At 42.1% G+C, this 23,736-nt stretch carries 15 protein-coding genes; 4 read left to right on the top strand and 11 right to left on the bottom strand.

Annotated features, from left to right (window positions below; genetic code table 11):
• Positions 1 to 35 precede the first annotated feature (35 nt).
• Entirely contained in the window at positions 36 to 2,156 is a 2,121-nt protein-coding gene (gene feoB / locus BUF11_RS10745; protein ID WP_073588856.1) for a ferrous iron transport protein B, read from the bottom strand.
• Between the two features lie 22 nt (positions 2,157 to 2,178).
• Positions 2,179 to 2,403 carry a FeoA family protein gene (locus tag BUF11_RS10740; RefSeq protein ID WP_073588855.1) on the bottom strand — a complete coding sequence of 75 codons (225 nt, stop codon included), beginning with the start codon at positions 2,401 to 2,403 and terminating at the stop codon, positions 2,179 to 2,181.
• Positions 2,404 to 2,669: 266 nt separating this feature from the next.
• Here BUF11_RS10740 and BUF11_RS10735 point away from each other — a divergent pair, with 266 nt between their 5' ends.
• The gene (locus tag BUF11_RS10735) at positions 2,670 to 3,260 is read left to right on the top strand and encodes an SOS response-associated peptidase (RefSeq protein WP_073588854.1); all 591 of its coding nucleotides are present in this window, start codon (positions 2,670 to 2,672) and stop codon (positions 3,258 to 3,260) included.
• A 13-nt stretch (positions 3,261 to 3,273) separates the two neighbouring features.
• On the opposite strand, the gene BUF11_RS24930 is transcribed toward BUF11_RS10735, so the two are convergent.
• Entirely contained in the window at positions 3,274 to 3,405 is a 132-nt protein-coding gene (locus BUF11_RS24930; RefSeq protein ID WP_278277145.1) for a hypothetical protein, read from the bottom strand.
• Positions 3,406 to 3,578: 173 nt separating this feature from the next.
• On the opposite strand from BUF11_RS24930, the gene BUF11_RS10730 reads away from it, so the two are divergent.
• A complete protein-coding gene (locus BUF11_RS10730; RefSeq protein WP_073588853.1) occupies positions 3,579 to 4,748 on the top strand; it encodes an iron-containing alcohol dehydrogenase in 1,170 nt (389 codons plus the stop codon).
• 98 nt (positions 4,749 to 4,846) lie between these two features.
• On the opposite strand, the gene BUF11_RS10725 is transcribed toward BUF11_RS10730, so the two are convergent.
• The 7 genes from BUF11_RS10725 to BUF11_RS10695 form a co-directional block, all read right to left on the bottom strand.
• Positions 4,847 to 6,061, bottom strand: coding sequence for a glycoside hydrolase family 130 protein (locus tag BUF11_RS10725; protein WP_207665480.1), 1,215 nt, complete (start codon positions 6,059 to 6,061; stop codon positions 4,847 to 4,849).
• 11 nt (positions 6,062 to 6,072) lie between these two features.
• Positions 6,073 to 8,151 carry a methyl-accepting chemotaxis protein gene (locus BUF11_RS10720; RefSeq protein WP_073588852.1) on the bottom strand — a complete coding sequence of 693 codons (2,079 nt, stop codon included), beginning with the start codon at positions 8,149 to 8,151 and terminating at the stop codon, positions 6,073 to 6,075.
• Between the two features lie 71 nt (positions 8,152 to 8,222).
• Complete coding sequence (locus tag BUF11_RS10715) at positions 8,223 to 9,110, bottom strand: carbohydrate ABC transporter permease (RefSeq protein ID WP_207665479.1); 888 nt, start codon at positions 9,108 to 9,110, stop codon at positions 8,223 to 8,225.
• Positions 9,107 to 9,991 carry a carbohydrate ABC transporter permease gene (locus tag BUF11_RS10710; protein ID WP_073588851.1) on the bottom strand — a complete coding sequence of 295 codons (885 nt, stop codon included), beginning with the start codon at positions 9,989 to 9,991 and terminating at the stop codon, positions 9,107 to 9,109. The genes BUF11_RS10715 and BUF11_RS10710 overlap by 4 nt, the downstream gene beginning before the upstream one ends.
• 159 nt (positions 9,992 to 10,150) lie before the next feature.
• Entirely contained in the window at positions 10,151 to 11,482 is a 1,332-nt protein-coding gene (locus BUF11_RS10705; RefSeq protein ID WP_073588850.1) for an ABC transporter substrate-binding protein, read from the bottom strand.
• A gap of 131 nt (positions 11,483 to 11,613) precedes the next feature.
• Positions 11,614 to 17,694 carry a carbohydrate binding domain-containing protein gene (locus BUF11_RS10700; RefSeq protein ID WP_073588849.1) on the bottom strand — a complete coding sequence of 2,027 codons (6,081 nt, stop codon included), beginning with the start codon at positions 17,692 to 17,694 and terminating at the stop codon, positions 11,614 to 11,616.
• Between the two features lie 244 nt (positions 17,695 to 17,938).
• Entirely contained in the window at positions 17,939 to 19,504 is a 1,566-nt protein-coding gene (locus BUF11_RS10695) for a response regulator transcription factor (RefSeq protein WP_073588848.1), read from the bottom strand.
• Positions 19,505 to 19,637: 133 nt separating this feature from the next.
• On the opposite strand from BUF11_RS10695, the gene BUF11_RS10690 reads away from it, so the two are divergent.
• Positions 19,638 to 21,467, top strand: coding sequence for a cache domain-containing sensor histidine kinase (locus BUF11_RS10690; protein ID WP_084558598.1), 1,830 nt, complete (start codon positions 19,638 to 19,640; stop codon positions 21,465 to 21,467).
• 130 nt (positions 21,468 to 21,597) lie between these two features.
• Positions 21,598 to 22,980 carry a glycosyl hydrolase gene (locus BUF11_RS23785; RefSeq protein ID WP_175562039.1) on the top strand — a complete coding sequence of 461 codons (1,383 nt, stop codon included), beginning with the start codon at positions 21,598 to 21,600 and terminating at the stop codon, positions 22,978 to 22,980.
• Positions 22,981 to 23,059: 79 nt separating this feature from the next.
• On the opposite strand, the gene BUF11_RS10675 is transcribed toward BUF11_RS23785, so the two are convergent.
• Positions 23,060 to 23,710, bottom strand: coding sequence for a GyrI-like domain-containing protein (locus BUF11_RS10675; protein ID WP_073589082.1), 651 nt, complete (start codon positions 23,708 to 23,710; stop codon positions 23,060 to 23,062).
• Positions 23,711 to 23,736 lie beyond the last annotated feature (26 nt).

Raw genomic sequence — 23,736 nt, 5'->3', positions numbered from 1 at the left:
TTTTCGCAAGAAAATTTCTTGACTTTTTTTATCTTTTAAAACACTAAGTTCAGCAGCCTTGCAGCGCAGGCAGTAATAAAGCACACCAAAACCGCTATCGCTGTTGGAAGCAATGCCGAAACAAGGGTCCATTTCGTACTGCCGGTCTCCTTACGGATAGTCAATAAGGTTGTAGCACAAGGCCAATGGAGCAGACTAAAGAGCATGGTATTAAGAGCGGTAAGATACGTCCAGCCATGGTCTGTTAACACCGTCCGCAATGATTTTAAGCTGTCATACTCTACCATGGAGCCGTTAGCAAGATATGCCATCAAAAGAATGGGCAGTACGATTTCATTGGCAGGCAGACCAAGAATAAATGCCATAAGAATAAAGCCATCCAGTCCGATAAGCCTTGCAAAGGGGTCAAAAAAATTAACCATATGCAAAAGGATGCTTGCGTCTCCTATGCTGACATTTGCCAGAATCCAGATAACGGCTCCTGCCGGAGCTGCCACAATTACTGCCCTCTTTAGTACAAATACTGATCTGTCAATCATGGAAGTATAGAGTACCCTACCTATCTTTGGTACTCTGTAGGGAGGCAGTTCCAGAGTAAAGCTCGAAGGAACTCCTTTTAAGACAGTCTTTGATAAAAAGTAAGATACAAGAAGGGTTACCCCAATCCCAATTACTATCATGCAGGTAACTGCAAGAGCCGGAACTATACCCGCTTTATTTCCTCCAAAAGATATTAAAAATACACTTGCAATCGCAATTAAGGTGGGAAATCTGCCGTTACAGGGGACAAAATTATTGGTTAGTATGGCAATCATTCTTTCCCTTGGTGACTCTATGATGCGGCAGGATACAATTCCGGCAGCATTACAGCCAAATCCCATCATCATAGTCAGGCACTGCTTTCCATGTGCGCAGGCTTTCTTAAACAGATGGTCCATGTTAAAAGCAACTCTTGGAAGAAAACCTAAATCCTCTAAGATGGTAAAGAGCGGGAAAAATATTGCCATGGGAGGCAGCATAACCGATACCACCCAGGCCAGCGTCCGGTATAAGCCCAGAATCAAGACCCCGGTAATCCAGTCTGATACATGAATGGCGTGAAGAACCTGAATAAGCTTATCTTCCAGGCCAAACAGGAAAGCTGCCAAAATGGCAGAAGGAACATTGGCCCCCGCAATGGTAATCCAGAAAACCAACGCCAGGCACAAAAGCATAATTGGTATTCCAAACCGCCTGGAAGTTATGATATTATCAATCTTTTTGTCTCTTTCATTGGAGACAGTTTCCTCGTGAATGCATTTTTCCTTTATTTCTTCTATCCTCTGGTAAATAGCCTCCGATATCTGGTCTCTTATAACCTTCTTATCAAGCTGTGCCTCCCCGATATTGGCAGCATGCACTGTTTCTTCCCAAAGATTGTCGCCAATATGGGAAGCCATTGTCTGAAAGAGCTTTTCGTCACCGTCTAACATCCGAAGTGCCAGCCATCTTACAGGAATTCCTCCATTTCTATTCTCTATCAGAGGGTAGAAGTTCTGAATATATTCTTCTACTGCAGGATTATATTTCACAAGTTTCGGAGCTGGCGCTATTTTACCGCCTGCCACTTTAATAACAGCAGCCTTTAATTCTTCCATTCCGATACCGCTTCTGGCCGCACACATTACTACCGGTATTCCAAGCTCTTCTTCAATTCCCTTCCCGTCAATGCTAATTTTCTTCTTCCTGGCTTCATCTATCAGATTAATACAAAGTACAACCTTGTCTGTAAGCTCCATTACCTGAAAGGCAAGATTTAAGTTCCGTTCGAGACACGTAGCGTCCGCTACTACAATAACCGCATCCGAGCCGCCAAAGCAGATAAAGTCCCTGGCAACCTCCTCTTCCACGGAAGAGGCAAAAAGCGAATAAGTTCCGGGTAAATCCACCAGTATATTTTCACTGCCATCATGAGTAAATTCTCCTCTTGCATTGACAACCGTCTTACCGGGCCAATTGCCGGTATGCTGGTGAAGTCCTGTAAGCGCATTAAATACCGTGCTTTTCCCGGTATTAGGGTTTCCCGCCAGGGCAATGACATACTGCCCTTCTTTCCTGTCAACATGATAGAGATCCGTCATAGCACTGTTTTGTGTAGACTGATAGGTTAAGCCCATTGTTATCCTCCCTTTATTCTACTTAATCTAATACTGTTATAAGCTCTGCTTCTTCTTTTCGCAGTGCAATCATAGTTCCCCTGATTCCATAGACGGTCGGATCACCGGAGGGACCCCTTCTTATAACCTCAATTCTGGCTCCTCTTGTAAGGCCAAGGGCAAGCATCCTCTCCCTTAGCAAATCCGAAGCCTTAAGTTCTAAAACCGTGGTATGTCTTCCAACTGATATATCTGTAAGCTTTGTCATATAAATAACCCTCACTTTATTTTAGATTGATTTAACTTTTTTAAATGAAACTAATTTTATAGTATGAAAGAGGAAATAAAAGGTTCCGGTAAGTTTTTAAATTTTTTAAAGTTTTAGAATATCCTTATCAGAACCCATGTTCTTTCTTTATTGCAGAATATTTCTTCCTGTGCTACTATAAATTCAAGGATGAACCTTTTTTACTATAAATTTCAGGATAATTGCAGAGAAAAACATACCCAATAATACCAAAGGGAGGTTACCGCATGTGCAGCAGATATTATATCAATGAAGAATCTGTAAGAGAACTTAAGAAACTGGTAAATGAAACAGACCAAGCCTTTGGTCAAAAAGAATATATAAGAGACATCCGTCCCTCCGAGCCTGCCCTGGTGTTAATTGCTAAGGAAAACAAACTGCATTCCCAGGAAAAGCTGTGGGGCTTTCCGGGACTTAAGGGAAAAGGACTTATTATAAATGCCCGCAGTGAAACAGCCCTTACGAAAAATATTTTTCGGGACAGCATCCTGACACGGCGCTGTGTCATTCCTGCCGCCGGCTTTTATGAATGGAATTCCTTAAAGGAAAAAGCCTCCTTTTATTCTGCCGATTCTCCAGTTCTTTATATGGCAGGCTGTTATAGCCATTTTAATGATGCCGACTGTTTTGTAATACTGACTGCTCCTGCCAATGAATCCATGATTGGAACACATGACAGGATGCCCTTATTAATAGAAGAAAAAGAAATCCTTCCCTGGCTGTTGGACTCCGCCAGAACGGAAGAATTTCTTTTAAAGAAACCGCATGAACTTAAGAAGGATATGGCTTATGAGCAGATAAGCTTCCCCCTTTCATAAGTTTATAAGAGTATTATTCCGGTGTTACCAGTCTCTTTTCACCGGTAATCTCCTGAATGGGTTTAATATCCTGGGTTACTTCCAGTACGCCCAGATATTCACCTGCCTTCTGCCGTGTATTTGTATGCCTTGGCACTGCCTTCATGCATACTTCTTTCTAATGCGGTTCCATGAGGCTTTTTAACTGCATATTATTTCCAGTTCCAATCAAAAAAAGCTTGACTTAGAGTAAGCTCTATGGGGTATAACAAAGATAAGCAAGAATCCTGTTTATAGGTTCCTGGCTAAAAACCTAAATAAAGACAGAAGGAGTATATTATGAACTTTAACTACTACATCCCCACAAAACTATTATTTGGTAAGGGGCAGCTTAATAATCTCCACTTAGAAAAGCTTCCCGGCAAAAAAGCTCTCATTGTAATTTCTTCCGGTAAATCCATCCGCGAAAACGGATATCTGGAAAGGGTAGAAAAAGAACTTACACTTGCCGGTGTTTCCTATGCCGTATTTGATAAGATTCTTCCCAACCCAATTAAGTCCCATGTAATGGAGGGGGCAGCTTTTGCCAAAGAAAACGGCTGTGATTTTGTTATAGGGCTTGGCGGCGGCAGCAGTATAGATTCTGCCAAATCTATCGCTGTTATGGCAGCTAATGAAGGAGACTACTGGGATTATATCAGCGGCGGCAGCGGAAAAGGGCTTCCCGTTCCCAATTCTCCCCTTCCTGTTGTGGCTATCACTACGACTGCCGGAACCGGCACGGAAGTTGACCCCTGGACCGTTGTTACAAAGGAAGATACCGAGGAAAAGATTGGATTCGGATATGAGAAAACTTTCCCCGTGCTATCTGTTGTTGACCCGGATCTAATGCTCACCGTTCCGCCTCACCTGACAGCCTACCAGGGCTTTGATGCCTTATTCCACAGTACGGAGGGCTATATCAATAAAACTGCCTATGTTATGAGCGACCTATATGCATTAAAGGCGATTGAACTTATCGGAAGAAGCCTTTCTGCCGCCGTTAATAACGGAAAGGATGAAAAAGCCAGAGAGGACGTTGCCCTGGCTAATACCCTTTCCGGCATGGTAGAATCCACTTCCGGCTGTACCTCCGAACACTCTTTGGAACACGCCTTAAGTGCTTATCACCCTTCCCTTCCTCACGGAGCCGGTCTGATTATGATAAGCTGTGCCTACTACACCCATTTTGCCAAGTCCCATAGCTGTGACGATAAACTGATTGCTATGGCTAAGGCACTGGGCAAGACGGACGCCAATGATCCTATTGATTTTGTGACGGCTTTGGCAGAACTGCAAAAAGCCTGCGGTGTCTCTGAACTTAAGATGTCTGATTACGGTATAAAAGAAGAAGAACTTATGAAATACGTAGGGAAAGCTTACGAGACTATGGGCGGATTATTTGAAGTCGATCCTGCTCCTCTTACAAAAGAGGATTGCTTTGCGATATTAAAAGCTTCCTATCGTTAAATCTTTTTACAGCAGAAAACATGTCACCGGGAAATAGTAAATGGAAAACAGCAGCTGCGAGGGCTATCAATTTTTGCCTTTGCAACTGCTGTTTTCTATTAAAATTTGCGTATATACTCTACCAGTTCTTTTAAATTTACTCTTGCCATTCCTACTTTTTGATCTGCCGCTCCATAGCTCATAAGCAGTTCCCCGTCCACAACAATACCTCCTGTGGTAAAAATACAGGGACATAAAAATTTATCCGGCAGTTCCCACTCCTGGGAGGCAAACATAATTCTTTCGCTGCAGCGGTGGAGGATTTCAGGAAAATTATTTTCTCTCTCTTTTAGAATCATAAAGGACTGGGTATACCCGTAATCCGGCAGCTGTTTGCCATGATAGGATATCAGCCATTCTCCTTCTCCCAGAGAAACAGGCGGAAAGCTTGCTCCGATGCGCTCCGCTTCCCAATCAAAGGTACTGGCCGCTAAAAGTTTATGGGTTGCCTTTGGTGTTATGAAATCTCTTAGATTCTCTGCCGCCGCCAAGAACATGGAAGGCTTATGGATTCCCTTTCCATCCTCAAATACATCCGGCTCATCCGGCCGGTGAAGCATTACATACTGCATCTTCCCGTCAATAAGCATTTTTTCGGGGAACAGCATTACATCGCGGTTATCGGTAAGGCTGCCGTCTGTTAAGGGACAGACATAAGTAAATGCACTTTCATAATTTTGTTTCACCAGTTCTTCTAAATGAAGCTTAAATAGCACTGTGGTCGTATCGTTTTTATAGGCAGCACTGCCAAAGGGATTATCCTCCTTCATAGCCCAGTCAGGAAGGTTGTCTTTTCTCTTATCCCCTTCCCAATATGGTCCCGGCGGAAACATCCGGCAGGCCGCCGTCACATAATACTCTCCCTCTACCAGGAATATTCTGGGGTCTTCTATGCAGCCGTTGGCATAATTTACTGCCCTTTCTCCCCTGTCGTCGGTAATATACATATCCTCCAGGTCATAAGCCAGTCTTGGAGCAAGTGCCGGTCTTGTAAAATCCGGTACAAATGTCTTCCCTTTATCCTCACTTTTAGCATATCCCAGAAAGATTGGATATGGGTCGGAGAGACCCTTTAAGTTTTTTTCAGGCCACGGTCCTGTGGCACGGAAAAGCATATGAATGGTATCCGAATCCTTTTCTTTTACAATAGCAGGATTTAATACCATCGTATCTGCCCAGGTGCATCCGGGCATTGGCTCAATCACCGGCTTCGGCGAATAGGATATATCCGGTTTTTTCATAGTTGTATCAATTCCTTCCTTTTTATTCTTCATTCCTCCGGCCGTTATATCACAAAGGCTTTTACAGCTTCTTTTAGCATTGTGGAATGATCAGCCAATTCTTTTGAAGCCTGATTTAATTCTCCTGCTGCTGCCATCTGCAAAATGGCAGTCTGGTTCACCGTTTCGAAAACCGCTGCCGATTGCTCCAGTAAGGCAGACAGATTTTCCGTCATTTCCAGATTCACAGATTTCACCGTCTCTACCTCTCTTAGCTCCGTCACGATATCTTCCATATTAACAGCAAGATTGTCCACACAGCCATTGATCTGATGGAACATGGCAATCGCATCTGCAAGTGCCGTTCCCTGGTTTTCCACTGTTTCACCGGCAGATTTTACGGTTATAATTACCTGCCTGTTATTTGTCTGGATGCCGTTGATATTTGCCTTTATTTTTACGGCTGCCTCCGCTGACTCTTCTGCCAGCTTTCTTATTTCCTGTGCAACTACTGCAAAGCCGCGTCCCATTCCTCCGGCTCTTGCCGCTTCAATAGAGGCATTCAAAGCAAGCAGATTCGTCTGCTCGGCAATACCATTTATGACGTCTACAATTCGGTTAATTGTCATGGAGTTTTCTTCCAGATCTTCAATTTCCCTGCCAATCTGCTGCATCTGTGCTGTTACTGCCACCGTATGCCCTTTTAAATCCTCAATGGTCTTCACGCCGCTTAATGCCAGCTCCCTGCTGTCCTTGGTCGTTTCGATTACCTTATCTGCCTTTTGATATACAACATTCACTTTCTTAGAAAGCTCTTCCATTTCCAGCAGGCAGCTCTCTGCCTCTTTTGCCTGTGAAGCGGCCCCTTCCTTTAACTCTTCCACACAGGAAAGAATTGCCCCGGAGCTTTCTTTCATCCTCTCTGTTACTGTCTGGACCTGGTCCCCGGAATCAATAACCTGCTTAGCCACACTTTGGTTGTTCTGTATTAAGGTCTTCATCTCATACAGCATCCGGTTAATTCCTGCTGCCAACACCCCCAGTTCATCCCTGCCGCAGCGGGTTATTTCTGCCGTCAGGTCACCTTGAGAGGCTTTTTCAACAGCTTTTCTGATTTTTCCTACTGTGCTGTTAATTCCGGAAGCCACTGCCGTTCCTGTTAAAAGTGCCAGAAAGATGGCAAGGAGGATACAGGTGGCGGTTATCTTCTTAATCATATCTACTTTCATAAGGATCTGATTCTTAGGTATAATCCCATAGAGATAGAATTCTGTAGCGTTGATGTTCCGGAATATAAAATAATTCATTCCCTTTTCTCCAGGCACTAAAAGGCTGCCGCTATTGTTGTTTCTCGCTTTCTCCTTTTCAAATACCCCTGCTTTATCCAGAGTATAGTGTTCTTGGTTTAAAGGGCTTTCTATCTTACTGTCACTGTTTAGCCAAAGTGCAATTTCGCTGCTCTGTCCAAAGTCCGCTTCTTTTAATACTTTTTCCAGCGCATCCTTTTTTAAATCAATTACGATATATCCAAGGGTTTTTCCTGATTTATTCTGCAGAGCTCTTATATAAGAAAACCCTATCTTATTATCATCCAGCTTTAACATCTGGCTTAAGTAGTCATGACCTTTAATCCAGACTTCTTTTTCACCATTTAAAAGGTTACTTAGAAAGTCAGAGCTTTCAAAGATATCATAGCTGTAATCCGAACTGAAATTTGCAAAGGAAGATATGGCGTCCTGCTTTTTAGATAGAATACTGGCAGCATAGATATACTTATCAGCTCCCGCCATCGCTATTACATCCTTATAGGCAGCATCATAAGCGCTATATTCTTCCTGACTCCCTTTTTTATAGGCACCGGCATAGTATTTGGCAATATTGGCATTGGAGGAAAGCTGGTTTGCCTTGGTTCTGATAGACTCCATTACCAGTTCTATATAATCCCCCCGTGCCGTCAGGGTGCTTAGAGCAGCCTCCCTGTAGGTCTCTCCCAAAACGGCGGAAGACTTTGAGTAGGTAAAAGCGCCTGTCAGCAGAATTAATATCGCCGGAATAAAGTAACTTATTATTATCCTGAATCTGATGGAATGAAAACCGAAGGATTTGCTCCTCCGTTTATCCTTTAACCGCATTTTTGTATTCATTGAGACTCCTTATCGTCTATCGCCTTGTTCTTAAGTAGTCCTGCAATTTTGTCGCTAAGGCGTTCATAGTATTACTTAACCGCTCCGTCTGTTACCCCGCTGATAATATAACGCTGCATGAATATATACATCACAATGGTCGGTATCGCAACAAAGAGTATTGCCGATGACATTAAGGGCCAGTCCGCCATCCTGTCTCCGGCAAAGGAGTTTAAGGCTGTTGCTACGGTTTTCAGATTGGATTTTGGCATATACATATATGGGGTAAAGAAATCGTTGTAAATTCCAAGCACCTTTAATATGGCACCTGTTGCAAGGGCCGGCTTCATCTGGGGCAGAATAATGGACCAGTATATCCTAAGTCTGGATGCACCGTCTATTCTTGCACTTTCATCCAATGCTACCGGTATCTGGTTGATAAACTGAAGAAATATATAGATCTGCATAATATCCGTTCCGATATAGAGGAGCATTCCCGCAAGCCTGGTATTATAAAGTCCCAGATTTCTGATTAAGGTAAAAGTGGCTATGGTTACTGTCATTGCCGGGATAAAGGTAGGTACTAAAAACAATAAAAGCATCAGTTTCTTTAATACGAAATCAAATCTTCCCATGGCGTATGCTACCATCGTTCCGGTTAGCAGGGATACCGGAACACTAACGCCAATCAGAATCAATGTATTTTTAAAACCAAGAGCAAACTTACCTGTTACAAAGGCTTTTGCATAATTTTTAAAATTCAGTATGTTTTCGGGTAATGCATATACACCCTTTAGCATATATTCCTGATTGCTTTTTAAGGATACATTTAACAATATCAGAAGAGGTGTAAAAACAAGTATCATAAAAAATATTAATATGGCATAGCTTGCTATTCTTCCGGCTTTATTGCTTATGATAAAGGTATCCTTTATCATCAAATCGTCTTTTGGCTTGGTTTTTTTACTTATTATACTCATTCCTTCTTATTCCCCCTTAGCAGCAGCCTCTGTACAGCTACAATTAACAGAATCATTACTAACAGGATAATACCCATTACGGCTGCCTTGCCGTATTTTTTATAATCAAAGGCCAAAGCCAGGGATTTCGTAATAAATGTATCGGTTCTGCCATTGGGACCGCCTTTTGTAATCATAAATGGCTCAAAATATGCCTGTAAGGCCCCGTTGATACTTAAGAGCAGGGATATCTCTACCATCCCCTTTATGTTTGGAAAGGTTATATAGCGTACTGTCTGTTTGAAATCGGCTCCGTCCACTCTTGCTGCTTCATATATTTCACCCGGAATAGACTGAAGTGCAGCAATAAATATTACCATGGTAAAGCCCACATACTTCCAAAAACTGATAAAAGAAAGTGCGAAATTTGAAAAATAACTTGCCGTCAGGAAATGAATCTGATGACTTTCAAAGCCCAGTGCCCGTATAATAACATTAACCGGTGAATTGGTATAATCGTACATATAGTTAAACATAAAGGCTACCGCTACACCATTAATAATATAGGGCATAAAAATCACCGAGCGGAACATATTTTTCTTCTGTAAGTTGGAATTTAGCAGGATTGCCAGAAACAATCCGACAAACTGCTGGATAATTGCTGTGATAATGTAAGCGGCATTGTTTGCAAATACTTCAAATAATTCTTTTTGTCCTAAAACATCTTTAAAGTTCTTAAAGCCCACATAGTGAAAATCCTTGGACAGACCGTTCCAGTCTGTAAAGCTTAACTGAAAAAGCTTCATTAAAGGATAATAAGAAAACATCAGTAATAAAATCACAGGTACTAAGAGAAAGCCTATCACTGTAATTCTGTCCTTCACTTTTGTTTTGATCTTCATGACTTGCCCTCCTTTTACAGAGAATTCTTTGACGGAATCCTCCCTTTTCAATCATTCGAAAGAGATTGTTTTTTATTTCCTTTGTAATAGAAAGGAGCTACCTTTTGTTTTTTCTTTTCCGGCAGCTCCTTTACAAAGAGAATCAGTTTATTGCTGATGTTATTTTACGAAATTCGGCCTTGCTTCCGCCCATTTCTTATTCCATTCATCTACCATAGCTTGAGCCTTCGTATCGTCAGATTCCAGTACATAAGACATTAAGAAGGACTGTTCATCTAATTCAATCTCATTTTTAATGTTTGTAAATGCAGCGTCAGGGATTTCACATTCGGATACAGAAACGCCGTAGGACAATAATTCAGCTGCATAAGGGTCTGTATTCTGAACTGTTTTATCAGAAGGTAAGGTGTTGCATGCAAGAGCATATTTTCCGCCTTCTAACATGAATTTTAAGAAGGCTTCTGCAACAGCAGTGTCTTTACAGTCTTTGGAGATTCCCCATGATTTTCCGGGAACAGAGAATACTGCCTTTGCTCCGGGGAACGGGAACATACCAACATCTTCTGATTTTGCACCGCCCTCAACAACCTGTGCAGGGAACCATGTTTCTGCATAGAACATAGCAGTTTTTCCCTGAGAGATATCAAGCTTGAACTGATCCCAGTTTGCGGATATGATATCTTTCTCCAGATAATTCATCTGATACATTTTTCTTATAGTGTTCATTGACTCTAACATAGTCTTATCAAAGATTTCATCCTGGTTAACATATACATTCTTGCCCTGTGTGTTGCCGTTTAAAGTAACCTGAACCATGTCCCAGGATACCCATGGATAAATAGGCCATACATCCTTAAATGCGGTTCCCATAGGAGTGATGCCGGCTGCTTTTAACTTGGCACATACATCCCAGAATTCATCCATCGTCTTAGGCACATCGGTAATCCCGGCCTGACGGAAAGCTGCTTTGTTGTATACTACGCCGGTATAGTTAACGCTATCGCTGATTGCATATATTTTTCCGTCATTACCTGTGGTATTCTTTGAAAATAAGAAATTGTCAAAGTTGATATCAAGGTCATCTATGGGTTTAAAGTAATCTGCATAGGTGTCCTGGCTCATTCCATCAATAACCTGAAAAAGATCCGGTGCTTCACCGCCTGCTACGCGGGTGGATATTACATTTTCATAGTCTTTGATTGCTTCAAATTCTACGGTCGTGCCAGGATGCGCATCCATAAATTCTTTTGCAAGGTCTGCTAAAGTGGTATCTACCAGATTTGTCATATTAGTAGCAACTACGATCTTACCGCTTAAAGCTTCTTCTGTCGGCGTAGCTGCCGTATCTGTACTGCCGGTATTTTCTGTATTTGTACCGGAATTCGCATTTTTGTTGTCTGTGGAGGTCTGATTATTTCCCTTACTGCCGCAGCCGGTTAAGGCTGTCAGTATCATTGTCAGAACTAAAAGTCTCGCAATAATTTTTTTCATTTTGCCATCTCCCATATTGTGATTGTTAAGTACTTCAAGATGCATCTCTTAAGTACTATTATAGTGAAACTGCGGCTTCTTTAAAATAACTCTGCTTTGCTTTTCTATGCAATTTTTTAGATTTTAGAGCCTTATTTTACAGTTACACTATATTTCTGCTTATGTTTACCATAATGTACCACAACGGTATCCGTTCCTTTGGATTTGGCAGTGGCCTTACCTGTTGTCTTTCCTATAACCACCTTACCGGCAGAAAGAGTTGAAAAGGTAACATCCTTTGTCAGATACCCGGATACCTTCACACGGAAGGTAAGAGTACTTCCAAGCTTCATGGACTTAACAGGATTTATAAGCTTAACCTCTGCTTTGGCAACTTTTATTTTCGTAACAAAGGTCTTAGAATAGCCATCAATCGTTACTGTTGTCTTTACGGTAGTACTTCCGGCTCCCTTTGCAGTTACCGTACCGGATTTGGATACGGCGGCAACCTTTGTGTCAGCTGACTTGTAAGAAATCGAAATATTAGATAAACCGCTTTCTTTTGCTGCCAGGATATTGTCTGTAAGAACTGCCTTTACTGCTGCCGTCTTTCCGGTCGTTCCTCCGGCATAAAGGGTTTTTGCGGCAGGAGTGACCTTAATGTTTTTTAGCTCGCCCGAAAGCATGGGTTTATCAGAAAAGACAAGTGCATAATCAGATGCATGGGTGAATTCTAAGGTTATCTCGCCATTTTCCTTAACCCTTCCAAGCGATATTAATTCGAATGTCTTCTTTGCCTTATCATAGTAAAACAGATTCCCTGCCAGTCCCTTATTGGTACTTGGGGCAGTTAATGTCAATTCTGCCTTAAAACCAAACTCACCTTCATAATTTAAGTGCAAAGGAATATAGGACGAACTGCCGGTAAGTTCCTTTAATTCCTGTAAAGGCAGTCCGCTTTCAGACTTTGTAAGAGATAAGTCAATTACATCCTTTATATTTCCGGTAATATCTTTTCCGTCAACGGTCCAGCTATATCCGTCAAACACAAATTTCACTATTAGCTTATTATCCTTTAGAACCTTGAAAATATCACCGGAGATACTTGTTTCCTGGTTCATATTAAGAATAACATTTGTATTTTTCAGAGAAGCCAATGCTGTCTTAATGTTCTCCCAGCCGCTGCCGTAACCTTCCAGAACAGGCTTTGCAGGAGTGACTGAAGGACTTGGTGCAGGATTTGGTGCGGGATTTGGATCCGGGTCCGGATCAGGGTCCGGTGTACTTCCGGGAGTGGTGTCCTTCACATCAATTGTCAGTATTACCGGATTTCCCTTGTCAAAGGTTACTGTTAATTGTTTCTGCCCTACCGGCTGTGACATCAAGAAACTATCATTTATGGTAAGCGCACTTCCGGATACCGTACAAGCGCTTCCGCTGACAACCTCTCCGCTGCTGGTAATGCCTGTTATCACAGCCGCATCTCCCCAGATTACCGTAAAGCTTATGCCTCCACCGGAAGACGTATATTTGTCATATTCCTGCTGCCTCGGTGTAATGTCCGCACTTACGACACTTTCTAAGTCCCCTGTTCTCTTTAAGAAAATATCATCCAGGCCAAAGCCCTTCTTTGTAACCTCTCCATAAAAATGGCAGGCAAATAAATCTCCGTCAGTGACCTTGATTCCGGTTAAGGTAAGCTGTACCCATTTGCCCTTCTGTGTATTATCATAATGTACCTGGTTCCGGTTCGTACCGTTAACCAGTGCTTCCATATAGCCGTCTCCAAAGCTTCCGTCTGAAGATAATTTAATCCAGGCACTTAGTTCATAGGTACCGGCTCTTAAACCGCTTACCTCTCTGCTAAGGTCATAGGTATAGGCATTGTCTGCATAACCGGCAAATTTGCGGCTGCCTTCCACATCGGCGGTACTTCCTGCCTGGTGCCCGTTTGTCTCGGTTTTAACAGGTGACCAGCCATCTCCGCCGGTATAAGTAACAGTGTAACCCTCCGGTAAATTCGGCCAGTCCGCATTATGGCTTTCCATATCTCCGTTTGGCATATGGTTGACATCAGCTGTTTTATAGAGTGTAACCTTCTGGATAGCAAATACCAGTCCGTCAGTGCCATCCGGCGCCTGTGCCAAAAAGCCAAGAGAAAGCTTTCCGTTTGTAACCTTTATATTTTCTATGGTAATATCCTTCCAGGTATCTGTAGTATCCAGGAAGTTGGACTTATAGGTATCCTCTCCTGTAACCGCATACATTCTGGAATCGGTAAAGCCTGATTTTACACGCATCTTTGCCGTCATCTGATAGATTCCGTCCGGCACGTTAATCTCTTTCTTAACATCAACGGAATAGGCATTCTGCGCCCACCACAGAAGTGAATTCTCAATCTTTCCGTCAGCTCCCGACTGGGTAATTGTCCAATCGGAGGGAATGCCAGCCAGAGAAGAAAAATCCATCTCATAAACCTTCTCGTACTGTACAGGTGATACCTCCACGTTACCTTCCACGTTTAAAGTAAGCTTCTTATTATCACTTGCGATTACATCACCGTTATGGTAATTGATGCTTGCACTGACATCTACTGTACCGTTATATACTTTGCTGTCTTTTGTAAGCTCATATTCCCACATGCCGTTTACAACAGGCACATTTACGCTTTTACTGCCTATTTTTAAGGCTGCATAATTTACCTTTTCCGCGGTTCCTGAAATCTTATAGGGGAACTGGGTCACTGTTTCATTATCTGCATTTGCAATTGCAACCTTTGCGTCCTTTAAATCATCCTTGAAATCGGCACCCTTAATATCATCAAAGTACAAGGTTCCTTTCGTTACCTCTTTTACCTGATTGGTATAGATAGAAAACTTCACAATGTTTAAATTATTATCAAGGGTTCCGGTTCTGGGATCCCAGCTTGGTGCCTTGAAGGATTCAAAGGGCATATAAAGCTCCGTAGGACCGGCGCCTGTCATAAGCCCCACTGATTCCCAGGATAATCCGTCAGAAGTCTGAAGCTGTATGGTAAGGGAATTGCCCGAACCATCGGGTACATACCAGAGCTTGATACCGTCATAATCCTTTAAATTCAGATAATCCATGGTCTTTGTTGCTCCAGCGTAGCCGGCACTTCCATAATCATAGTCGATACGCATACCATAGGAGGCTTCTGATTTTTTCTCAACATCCAGCGAAATGTTAAAGGCACCGCCGCCGGTATTCCTTGAATAAGCTGCATTTAACAGGGTATTGGAGCCGTTATAGCCTTCATAATCATCTACTTTGGTCAAACTGCTTACATAGATATTATCAACAGCGAACTCATAACTCTGTCCACCCTTTTGATAGGTTATTCCTACTCCGTAATTTCCGGTATAAAAATTATTCTCATCCAGTACTAACTGCATACCGTCAATACTGCCATCTGCGCTCTCTACTCCGATTCTAAAGTCAGCAACTTTAGAAAAATCAGGTGTTTCCGCTGTCTCATAGCCCTCGCCGGCTACTGCCCTCATGGTATTAAACTCGAATTTAAGCATCTGTGAGGAGCCGCCCATTACACTGTCCGCTTCCCATTGGATGCCGTTCTTGTCTGTAAGCCTTAAAACCGCTTTGTCACTTGTTCCATTTCCCTTTACCCAGGCATACAGACAATCATAGCCTGAAAAATCAATATTATTTAATTCTTTTATAAATAATCCTGTTGTATTATTCAGACTTAAGGTATATGCTGCCTGAAGCTTTGTGAGACTTCCAAAGTAATATTCCCCATCCTCCAGCACATTAACAGGCGCTTTATCAGCCATGGGAAGTCTCTTGCTTCCGGAAGCTGCTTCTACTGATTTTACAATTACCTTTTCTTTTCCTGCCGGATAAGTTATTTTAATGAAACGCACCGGATTTGTAACATCGAGATCTGCAAAAATGAGCTTTGTATATTCGCCTGACATCTCTTTGTTATCATTCGGGGATATTTTCGTATACAAAACCCCATCCATAGAATATTCGACCTTTACCTCGCTCACATCCTTTGCATATAAGGTAATCCGGTAAGAGGTCATATCGTCTCCGGTTTTATAAATGAGTTCTGCCCCATTTTCATCCTTTGTGGCAAGACCTTTCACATCTCCGCTTGCTGTATAATCCAAGTTATTACTCTTATAAGCATAAAGAGGATTGGCAGAATCGAAGGTTTCATCCTGTATAAAAGCATTGGCAGGAGCCTTCTTGCCCTGATACAATTCTGCCTCGTCATGGAAACTGTAAATCACCTGGATGCTGTCTAATATGCAGGCATTATTACCGCCAATGTACACTCTTAAGAAATAACTTCCTTCCGGTATACTATCGGAAGAATATTTTACTCCATCCTTAGTGAGACCGATTTCCTGATAGGTAATATCGTCCTTTGATACATACGCTCTTGGAGCGCTGGAAGGCTCTCCCTTTGTTACAATGCTTACTTTCGAAAGGATATCTCCGGTAAAGTATGTAATATAACCGTCGGTGCTGCTGTCATTCTTTAAGGTGCTGCCGGAAACCGTTACATTGGCCGAATGATCATAGCTGTAAGTATTACGGATCTCGGCAGGGTTCTGGTCTGTACTGGATACGCTTATCATGTCCAGATTATCCGTTATATCATGGCTTGCTGATTCTGTAGACACTGCATTGGACCATAGTCCCGCACCGGTTTCATTGCATGCTCTTAAACGGTAGGAATAAGTCTCACCGGTTATGGCTGTAATGTCATGATAACCTGCTATACACGGAACCTCTTTATTTTCCCAGTTTCGTCCTGAATCATATACATAGTCGTTCTTATCTGCAATCGTTTTCCAATCACCTTCCGAAGGGTTTTCTCCTTCTGCCCTCTGAATTTCATACCATGCACCGCCTACAACGCCCCGCCATTTGATGTCGCCCACAGAAGTAATGCTATAAAGAAGGGGGCTCTCCTCCGTTTCAGGAGCAGGTATCGGAATAAGCCTTGCCTCCTCTATGGTGGCTGCTTTCCCGTTCATTAGCTGGGCATAGGCATAAATGGTTCTGACAATATTGGTTTCATCGTAGTAATCCCCCGAAGGAAAACCCGGCCAGTGATAAGCTGCCCAGTTGCCCGGATCTTCGGGATGAAAATAATAGCCATATCCATCCTTATGGGCTCTTAAGCTCCACATCATAATACCGTTGGTGCCGGAGTCAATTCCCTGCTTAAATACCTTGTCAACATCCTGATATTTCGTATAGGTTCCGAATTCCCCAAGAATAAAGGGCTTTCCGTTTCCATTTGCATGAGCCATCTCGGTATCATTCTTTAATTTCTGTGAAAAAGAACCCGTATAGTAATGACTTCCCAGAATATCTACATTCGGGTCAGTTAAAGATGCTGCCGTGGCATCCATCTTACCATCAAGCACTAATTGTTTGATTCCGGCAGATTTCAGATGGGCAGCAATTTCTGTTGTCCAATCCTGCGGAAACTTCGGATTAGAAGTACTGTCATAGGCAGCGATTTCATTTCCTGTTTCCCAGCACAGAACCGCCGGGTCATCCTTATACTTAACGCCGGTTACCGTATTAGTCCTCTCCATCAGATGGCTGATCATCTGCTCAAATAATTCACGGCAGGTTTCGTTGGTATAGAACTGCCATGCATTGGGATCAAGACTGTCCGTTGTGTTAATCGTAATACCTGCCAGTCTGCAATAACCGTCAATACCGCCTACCCAGTGCCAATGATCTACGAGAGGTATAATCACTCTGATGCCGTACTCGTTGCAGATAGCAAGGAGCTTATCCAGCTTATTTAAGGCATCCTCATTAAAGGTCAGATTTCCCTGCCCGTCCACTCCGGTAACATAGGCAGTCCCTGCATTTTTCCCATTATAAACCGGTATGGTATAAGTTCTGGTAACATTTCCTCCCATTGCCTCAATGGTCTTAATTGCATTCCTCTGTTCCCATTCATTGTCACTGGTAGCTTGCGGATAGTTCAAGGAAGCGAATTTCAATTCTTTATCACCATCCATTAGCTTAATCCCTTGAGTAGTGACATAATTTTGAAATACCGTTCTAAACTCAGGTGCATAGTCAATTATCATACCTGTTGGCTGCCCCGTTTCCTCTGCAGCGGCTGCGGCGGGCTTTAAATTCATACCCGTAAACAGCATGGCAACACTGGTCATAACTGCTATGATTTTCTTTACTTTTTTTGCACGCATTTTTCCCTCTCCTTTATCATAATGCTTGCCCTTAAGATATTTCTTAAAAGCATTATCTCAATGGTAGCACGGGAAGGGCCTTCATTTAACAACTCGATTTTGGGTTTCTATGCAATTTTTTATCCTCTCATAAAACTTCTTAGGTCTGCAGGTCTTTATTCCACAAAAAAACATGGAATAATATCAGTCATCCGGTTTCCTGGTTCAAGGCCGGATATTCATGATATTTCCCATGTTCTTTGTCTTAGCTGATAATCTTTCTATACTCCTTTGGAGACATTCCTATTTTCTTCTTAAAAGCTCTTCCGAATGAAACAGCATCCTCATAACCCACCTTACACCCAATCTCATATACCTTCACAGTAGGGTTTAAAAGAAGATTCTTTGCCATCTCAATCCGGGTATCCAAAAGATAATCGGTGAAATTAAAGCCTGTCTCCTTCTTAAAAAGACTGCTGAAATAAGACGGGTTTAATTCCACATGCTCTGCTACATCATTTAAGGTAATTGACTCCATATAATGCTTATCAATATACTTCTTTGCCATTTCAATACGCTTCTTACTGCGCCGCTCTCTTTCCTGCTTCATGCTCTGAATAGCACCGCGGAATAGAAAAAGCAGTTTATTTTTTAATTCCTCGGAGGTATTTACATACTGTATTGCATATTCATATTCTGTTTCATTTAAAGACATGGCTTCTTTAAAATCCTTTACCTGAAAAAGAAGCAGCTCCAGAACCATTTTAATCCGCAGGCGAAATTCCACCGGGTCCGCTCCCATCAACTCATGAAATATCTTTTCTGTTTCATCCTTAACTTTAATATAGTCACATAAATCAAGCGCATCCGCTAATCCCTTCATCAGTTCCTCGGAAGTTATGGCTATGTCTTTACACGGCAAGGATAGCTCGTCATAGAAAATCAGGTTGCCCTTTCCAAGATAGAATCTCGCTTCTGCCGCTGTTACAGCTTCTGCAAAAGCCTTGCCTGCCTCCGCAAGCATACTAAATCTTCTGCTGGTTCCCAGAGTGAAACTCATTCCCTCTTCAGGAGGAGTATTCAGAAAAAATGAATGGTATTTATAGTACAGCTCTTTTTCTACTGCATTAGCTTTACTTTCAATGAAAACTGCTATAGAGTCATGGGCAATATAGGCATAATACTTATTGTTCTGATCCAGCCGGAACAGATTCGTAATCTTTATAAACGCCTGTTCCATAATTCCCTCCGCAGGAAGCTTTTCTGCGTTCTCCTTATACCAGTTATCCGTACGCAGCACCATGATGCCAAAATTTCCGGTTAAAGGAAGGCTGATTCTTGCTGCTGCCTCTGCCATTTCTTCCTCTGTCTTGAACTTTCCATGAAGCAGTTTATTAATAATCTTTTCCTGATAAACATTGTGATACTCTTCTACAATGCCTTTATCTTTCATATCCTTTGCAATGTCTGCCTTCAACTTCTGTAAAAGAGCAAGAAAATCGCTCTTATTGATAGGCTTTAATATATAGTCCACGGCTCCGTCCATAAAGGCATTCCGCACATACTTAAAATCGTCAAAACCGCTCAGCACAATGATACGTACTACAGAATTGAACTTCCTGATTTCACGTATCAGCTCGAGGCCATCCATAACAGGCATTCTGATGTCTGTAATAACAAGGTCTATATCTTCATTCTTTTTAATTTCTTCCAGAGCTAACTCTCCGTCAGAAGCTTCTCCGACAATTGTACAATTCAACTCACTTTTTTCTATGGTTTTTCGCAATCCCAATCGTATAATCTGATCATCATCTACGATGAAAATTTTCAAATTGTACACCTCCTTTAGCATCCCGGATAAAGCCTTCTATCATTATAATAGAATTTGCTTGCCAATACAAGCTTTATTTTGTACAATATAGCCAATGAAAAAACATCTGTAACGATACAGAGAAGAGGTATTCATGAACGACTATCAAAATACAGCTCCAAAAAAAGACCAGAACATACTTCACCGGCTGAAGATACGCTTAACAGATATCCCTATTTTTAATAGACTAACCATCATCATCGTTCTGGTATTTTTCGCGATTTTTTTGCTGTCCTACACTAACTTTTCTACCTTTACAAAAGATAAACGGCAGACTACTTTAAATACGGTGAATCAAACCAATCATCAGGCTATCAGCAAGATAGATGACTATATTGCCGACCTTTCCAATATCACCAAATTTCCGCTTACTCATAAATACAATGATATCAGCTACCTTAGAGAACTGGAATCCTTTCAAGAGGATGGTGTGTCCTCTTTGATTTTCCAAAAGCTGAATGAACAGATGTTTAATGATATCCTGGGTTACAAGCAGTCCCTGACCTCCTGCTTTATCTTTAACACCTCCGGTAAGGCGGATTATAAGGTAGAAGTGCCAATCTATAAAGCCTTTAACCCGTCAAAAGAGCCCTGGTTTTTAGAGACCATTAAAAAATTCGGAAAGCCCAATATTGTTCGGACCTATGAACTTCCTTATGTAGTAAAAAAGAGCAGTCCCCACTATGTATTTGGAATATCAAGAGGAATTGTCCGCTTTGAAACAAGCACGGTAATCGGCGTGCTGCTAGTGAATACGGATATTGACTATCTTCGTAAGGTATGTGATAACATGAAGGTATCAAACGATGAACGGATTGTTATATTAGACGGAGATTACACCATTTATGACACAAAAGAAGAATATATCGCAAAGATTACCCCCGATGATATCAAGGCTCTTCACTCAGCAGGGGAAAATAAAATCAAAAAAGTTGACATGGATGGGCAGGAGCTTTGGATATCCTCAATTGAATCCTCTTACACGGGCTGGCACATTATACGTTTAATACCCACAAAGGATTTATTCAGTGACCTGGAAAGCATGCAGCGCTCCACGGTTCTATTTTCAGCTATTATATTAATTATTACTGTACTCGTCATACTTCTGATATCCAGGCAGATTGTCAATCCCATCAAAAAGCTGCAAATGTTCATGAAACTGGCAGAGACCGGGAACTTTGGCAACCCTGTAAATATCACTTCCCATGATGAAATCGGAAGCCTTGCCCACTCCTTTAACTCCATGATTCAAAAGATTAACAGCTTAATCCAGGAAGTATACCTTGAGCAGATTAAACAGGGCGAAACAGAGCTGCAGATGCTTCAGTCCCAGATAAATCCGCACTTTTTATATAATACGCTGGAATCCATCAGCATGATGGCAACCATCAATGATGATGATACTACTTCAGAAATGGCTTCCGATTTAGGAATTATACTGCGTTACGGCATCAGCAAGGATAAGAGTATCGTAATCGTAGCCGAAGAAATATGCATCCTTGAAAAATATATCCGTCTTCAGGGAATACGTTTTCATGACTCCTATAAGGTCGAATTGTCTATCGATGAAGCCATTCTCCAACACGAAATGATTAAGCTGATTCTCCAGCCGATTGTAGAAAATGCCATCTATCATGGCATGAACACGATACGAAAAGACGGTCTTATTGCTGTACAAGGTTATGAGTCTGACGGTTTACTGCACTTTATAGTTTCGGACAACGGAAAAGGTATGGACAAAGAGCAGACGGCATCCTTAAACGGTTATATTAACGATGAAAATAATAACTTTAAAAGTATTGGCCTGCGAAACGTAAATAAACGGATAAAGCTGCGCTATGGAGAGGCTTACGGCATAACCATAACAAGTCAGCTGAATGAGGGTACTACCGTAACAGTAGTATTTCCGTCAGAGCCGGTCTAACATAATTATTTTATAAACCCCTAAAATTGCATCTTAACGCAGTAGTGAAAATATGTATATAAATCCAAAAACATGCAATATTTTTAACTCTCCCCCTATGCTATTATGAAAAATGAGAAGGAGGTGCTTTATGAAGCGCAAAGTTACTTACAGAATATTTAGTGTTTTACTGTCTTTTGTACTGCTGGTATCCGGGTTGCTTATTCCGAAAGAAACCCGTGCTGCCGGTGAAAATCTGGCCTATCAAAAGACCGTTATCGTATCTTCCACAGAATCCTCAAGCTATCCAGGTTCCTATGCTGTAGATGCCAACGGTAACACCCGCTGGTCTTCTGCTTATGCGGATAACCAGTACATTATTGTCGACTTAGGTAAGAATTATACGGTATCAAGTGTGCGGCTGGCCTGGGAATCTGCCTATGCCTCCCAGTTCCAGATTCAGACTTCTCTTGACAACTCCGCCTGGACCACTGTCTATTCCAATTACAACGGAACTGGCGGAAGCAATTCCATCAGCTTTTCCGCAACCACCGCACGGTATGTAAAGGTCTACTTAATAAAGCGGGCAACATCCTATGGGTTCTCTCTTTATGAATTTGAGATTTACAGCGCGGCAGGCACCGGTGTGTTAGACTACCTTTACAGCATCAGCGGAAGTAAAACGGTAATCGGTATCCATAACAGGGAACCCAATTCCGACCCTGATGTACAAACGGAAAAGGCTTATAGCATAACCGGGCAATATCCCGGCCTATGGAGCGGAGATTTCTTATTTTCCTCTGATGATGTTGCCAACCGCTGGACTATGATATATGAATGTAAAAAGCAGTGGGATAAAGGTTCCATGGTTCAGCTAATGATGCATGTTGTTCCGCCCACCCAGTCAGAACCGGGCTCCTGGGACGGAGGTGTTGTAAGCACTTTAAATGACAGCCAGTGGAGCAGTCTGATTACTGACGGCGGAACGTTAAACAAAGCCTGGAAAACCCGGTTAGACCAATACGCCGTATACCTCCAGTATCTTAAAGACAATGGCGTTACCGTGCTCTTTAGACCCTTCCATGAAATGAATCAAAGCATTTTCTGGTGGGCTGGCCGCACAGGCAGCAACGGAACCGCAGCTCTTTACCGTTTGACCCGTGATTATCTGCAAAACGTAAAAGGCCTTACCAACCTTATCTGGGTATGGGATATGCAGGATCTTGATTATAACTGGAGTACTTATAACCCGGGTTCTGCCTACTGGGATATCTTCGCACTGGATATTTACAACTCGGACGGCTTTACCGATTATAAATACAATCAGGCCTTAAACATAGCCGGAAGCAAACCCATTGCCATCGGGGAATGCGCAAAATTGCCCACAGCCTCAAAGCTTTTATCGCAGCCCCGATGGGTATTCTGTATGAGCTGGGCGGAGCTTACCTTCAGCAATAACTCCAATTCCGAAATACAGAATCTGTACTGGGCTTCCAATGTTATTGTCCAAAATGAATTACCTGATTTGAAATAAATTATTATCAGCTAAAGCAAAGCAGAGTATATTTACAGCGGTCTGACACAGGGTTCTGTAAAAGGGTAATCAAAAAAAATTAGTTTTCGGAACACAGGGCTCTCACCGGATAGCGCAGAACTGTTTTCATATTGGAAGAACTGCCCTTTCGCGGGTCAGAAAGGTATATCTCATGATGCTGCCTTTCCTCCGACAAATCAAAAACAAAATTATTATTTTCTGTAAAATGTTTCATCTTTTCAAGGGTTACCGGTTCCTCATCAAAGCTGCCAATATGCATACACTGTACGCACAAGCCTTCCGTAAAAGTTACAAGCCTCGCCTTTTCCAACGTAAGGTGAGGCTTTTTCCTTCTCGTCAGCTGTACAGCTATTTTAAAAACTGCCTCGTCTACAAAGTCGGGCTGGCGGATCATTGATGTCCAGTAAAGCTTCTCTTTTTGTGTTCCGTCAAATTCCTCATTATTTTCCACCTGCCATAGTCCTTCTAACGGCAGTACAACATAGTCAACATAACCAGCAGGCGCCTGCTCCTTCTTAAAGAGCATCTTAATTGTATAAGACAATGCATAAAGTATTTCTACTGCTTCCTGATATTCTCCACCAGGTTCATTGGGATCTCCATGTCCATCCACCTGAATAAATCTCATGGCGGGAACATCTATTATTTTCGGGGTTGCTTCGGGTTGATACAGCTCTTTAAATGCTTTTTTGTAATCCACCTTATCCATATTATCCGCTCCTTTTTCATTTATAA

It is taken from the genome of Anaerocolumna xylanovorans DSM 12503 (genome assembly GCF_900143645.1).
Classification (GTDB): Bacteria; Bacillota; Clostridia; order Lachnospirales; family Lachnospiraceae; genus Anaerocolumna; species Anaerocolumna xylanovorans.
This window is presented reverse-complemented; position numbering and strand designations above follow the sequence as displayed.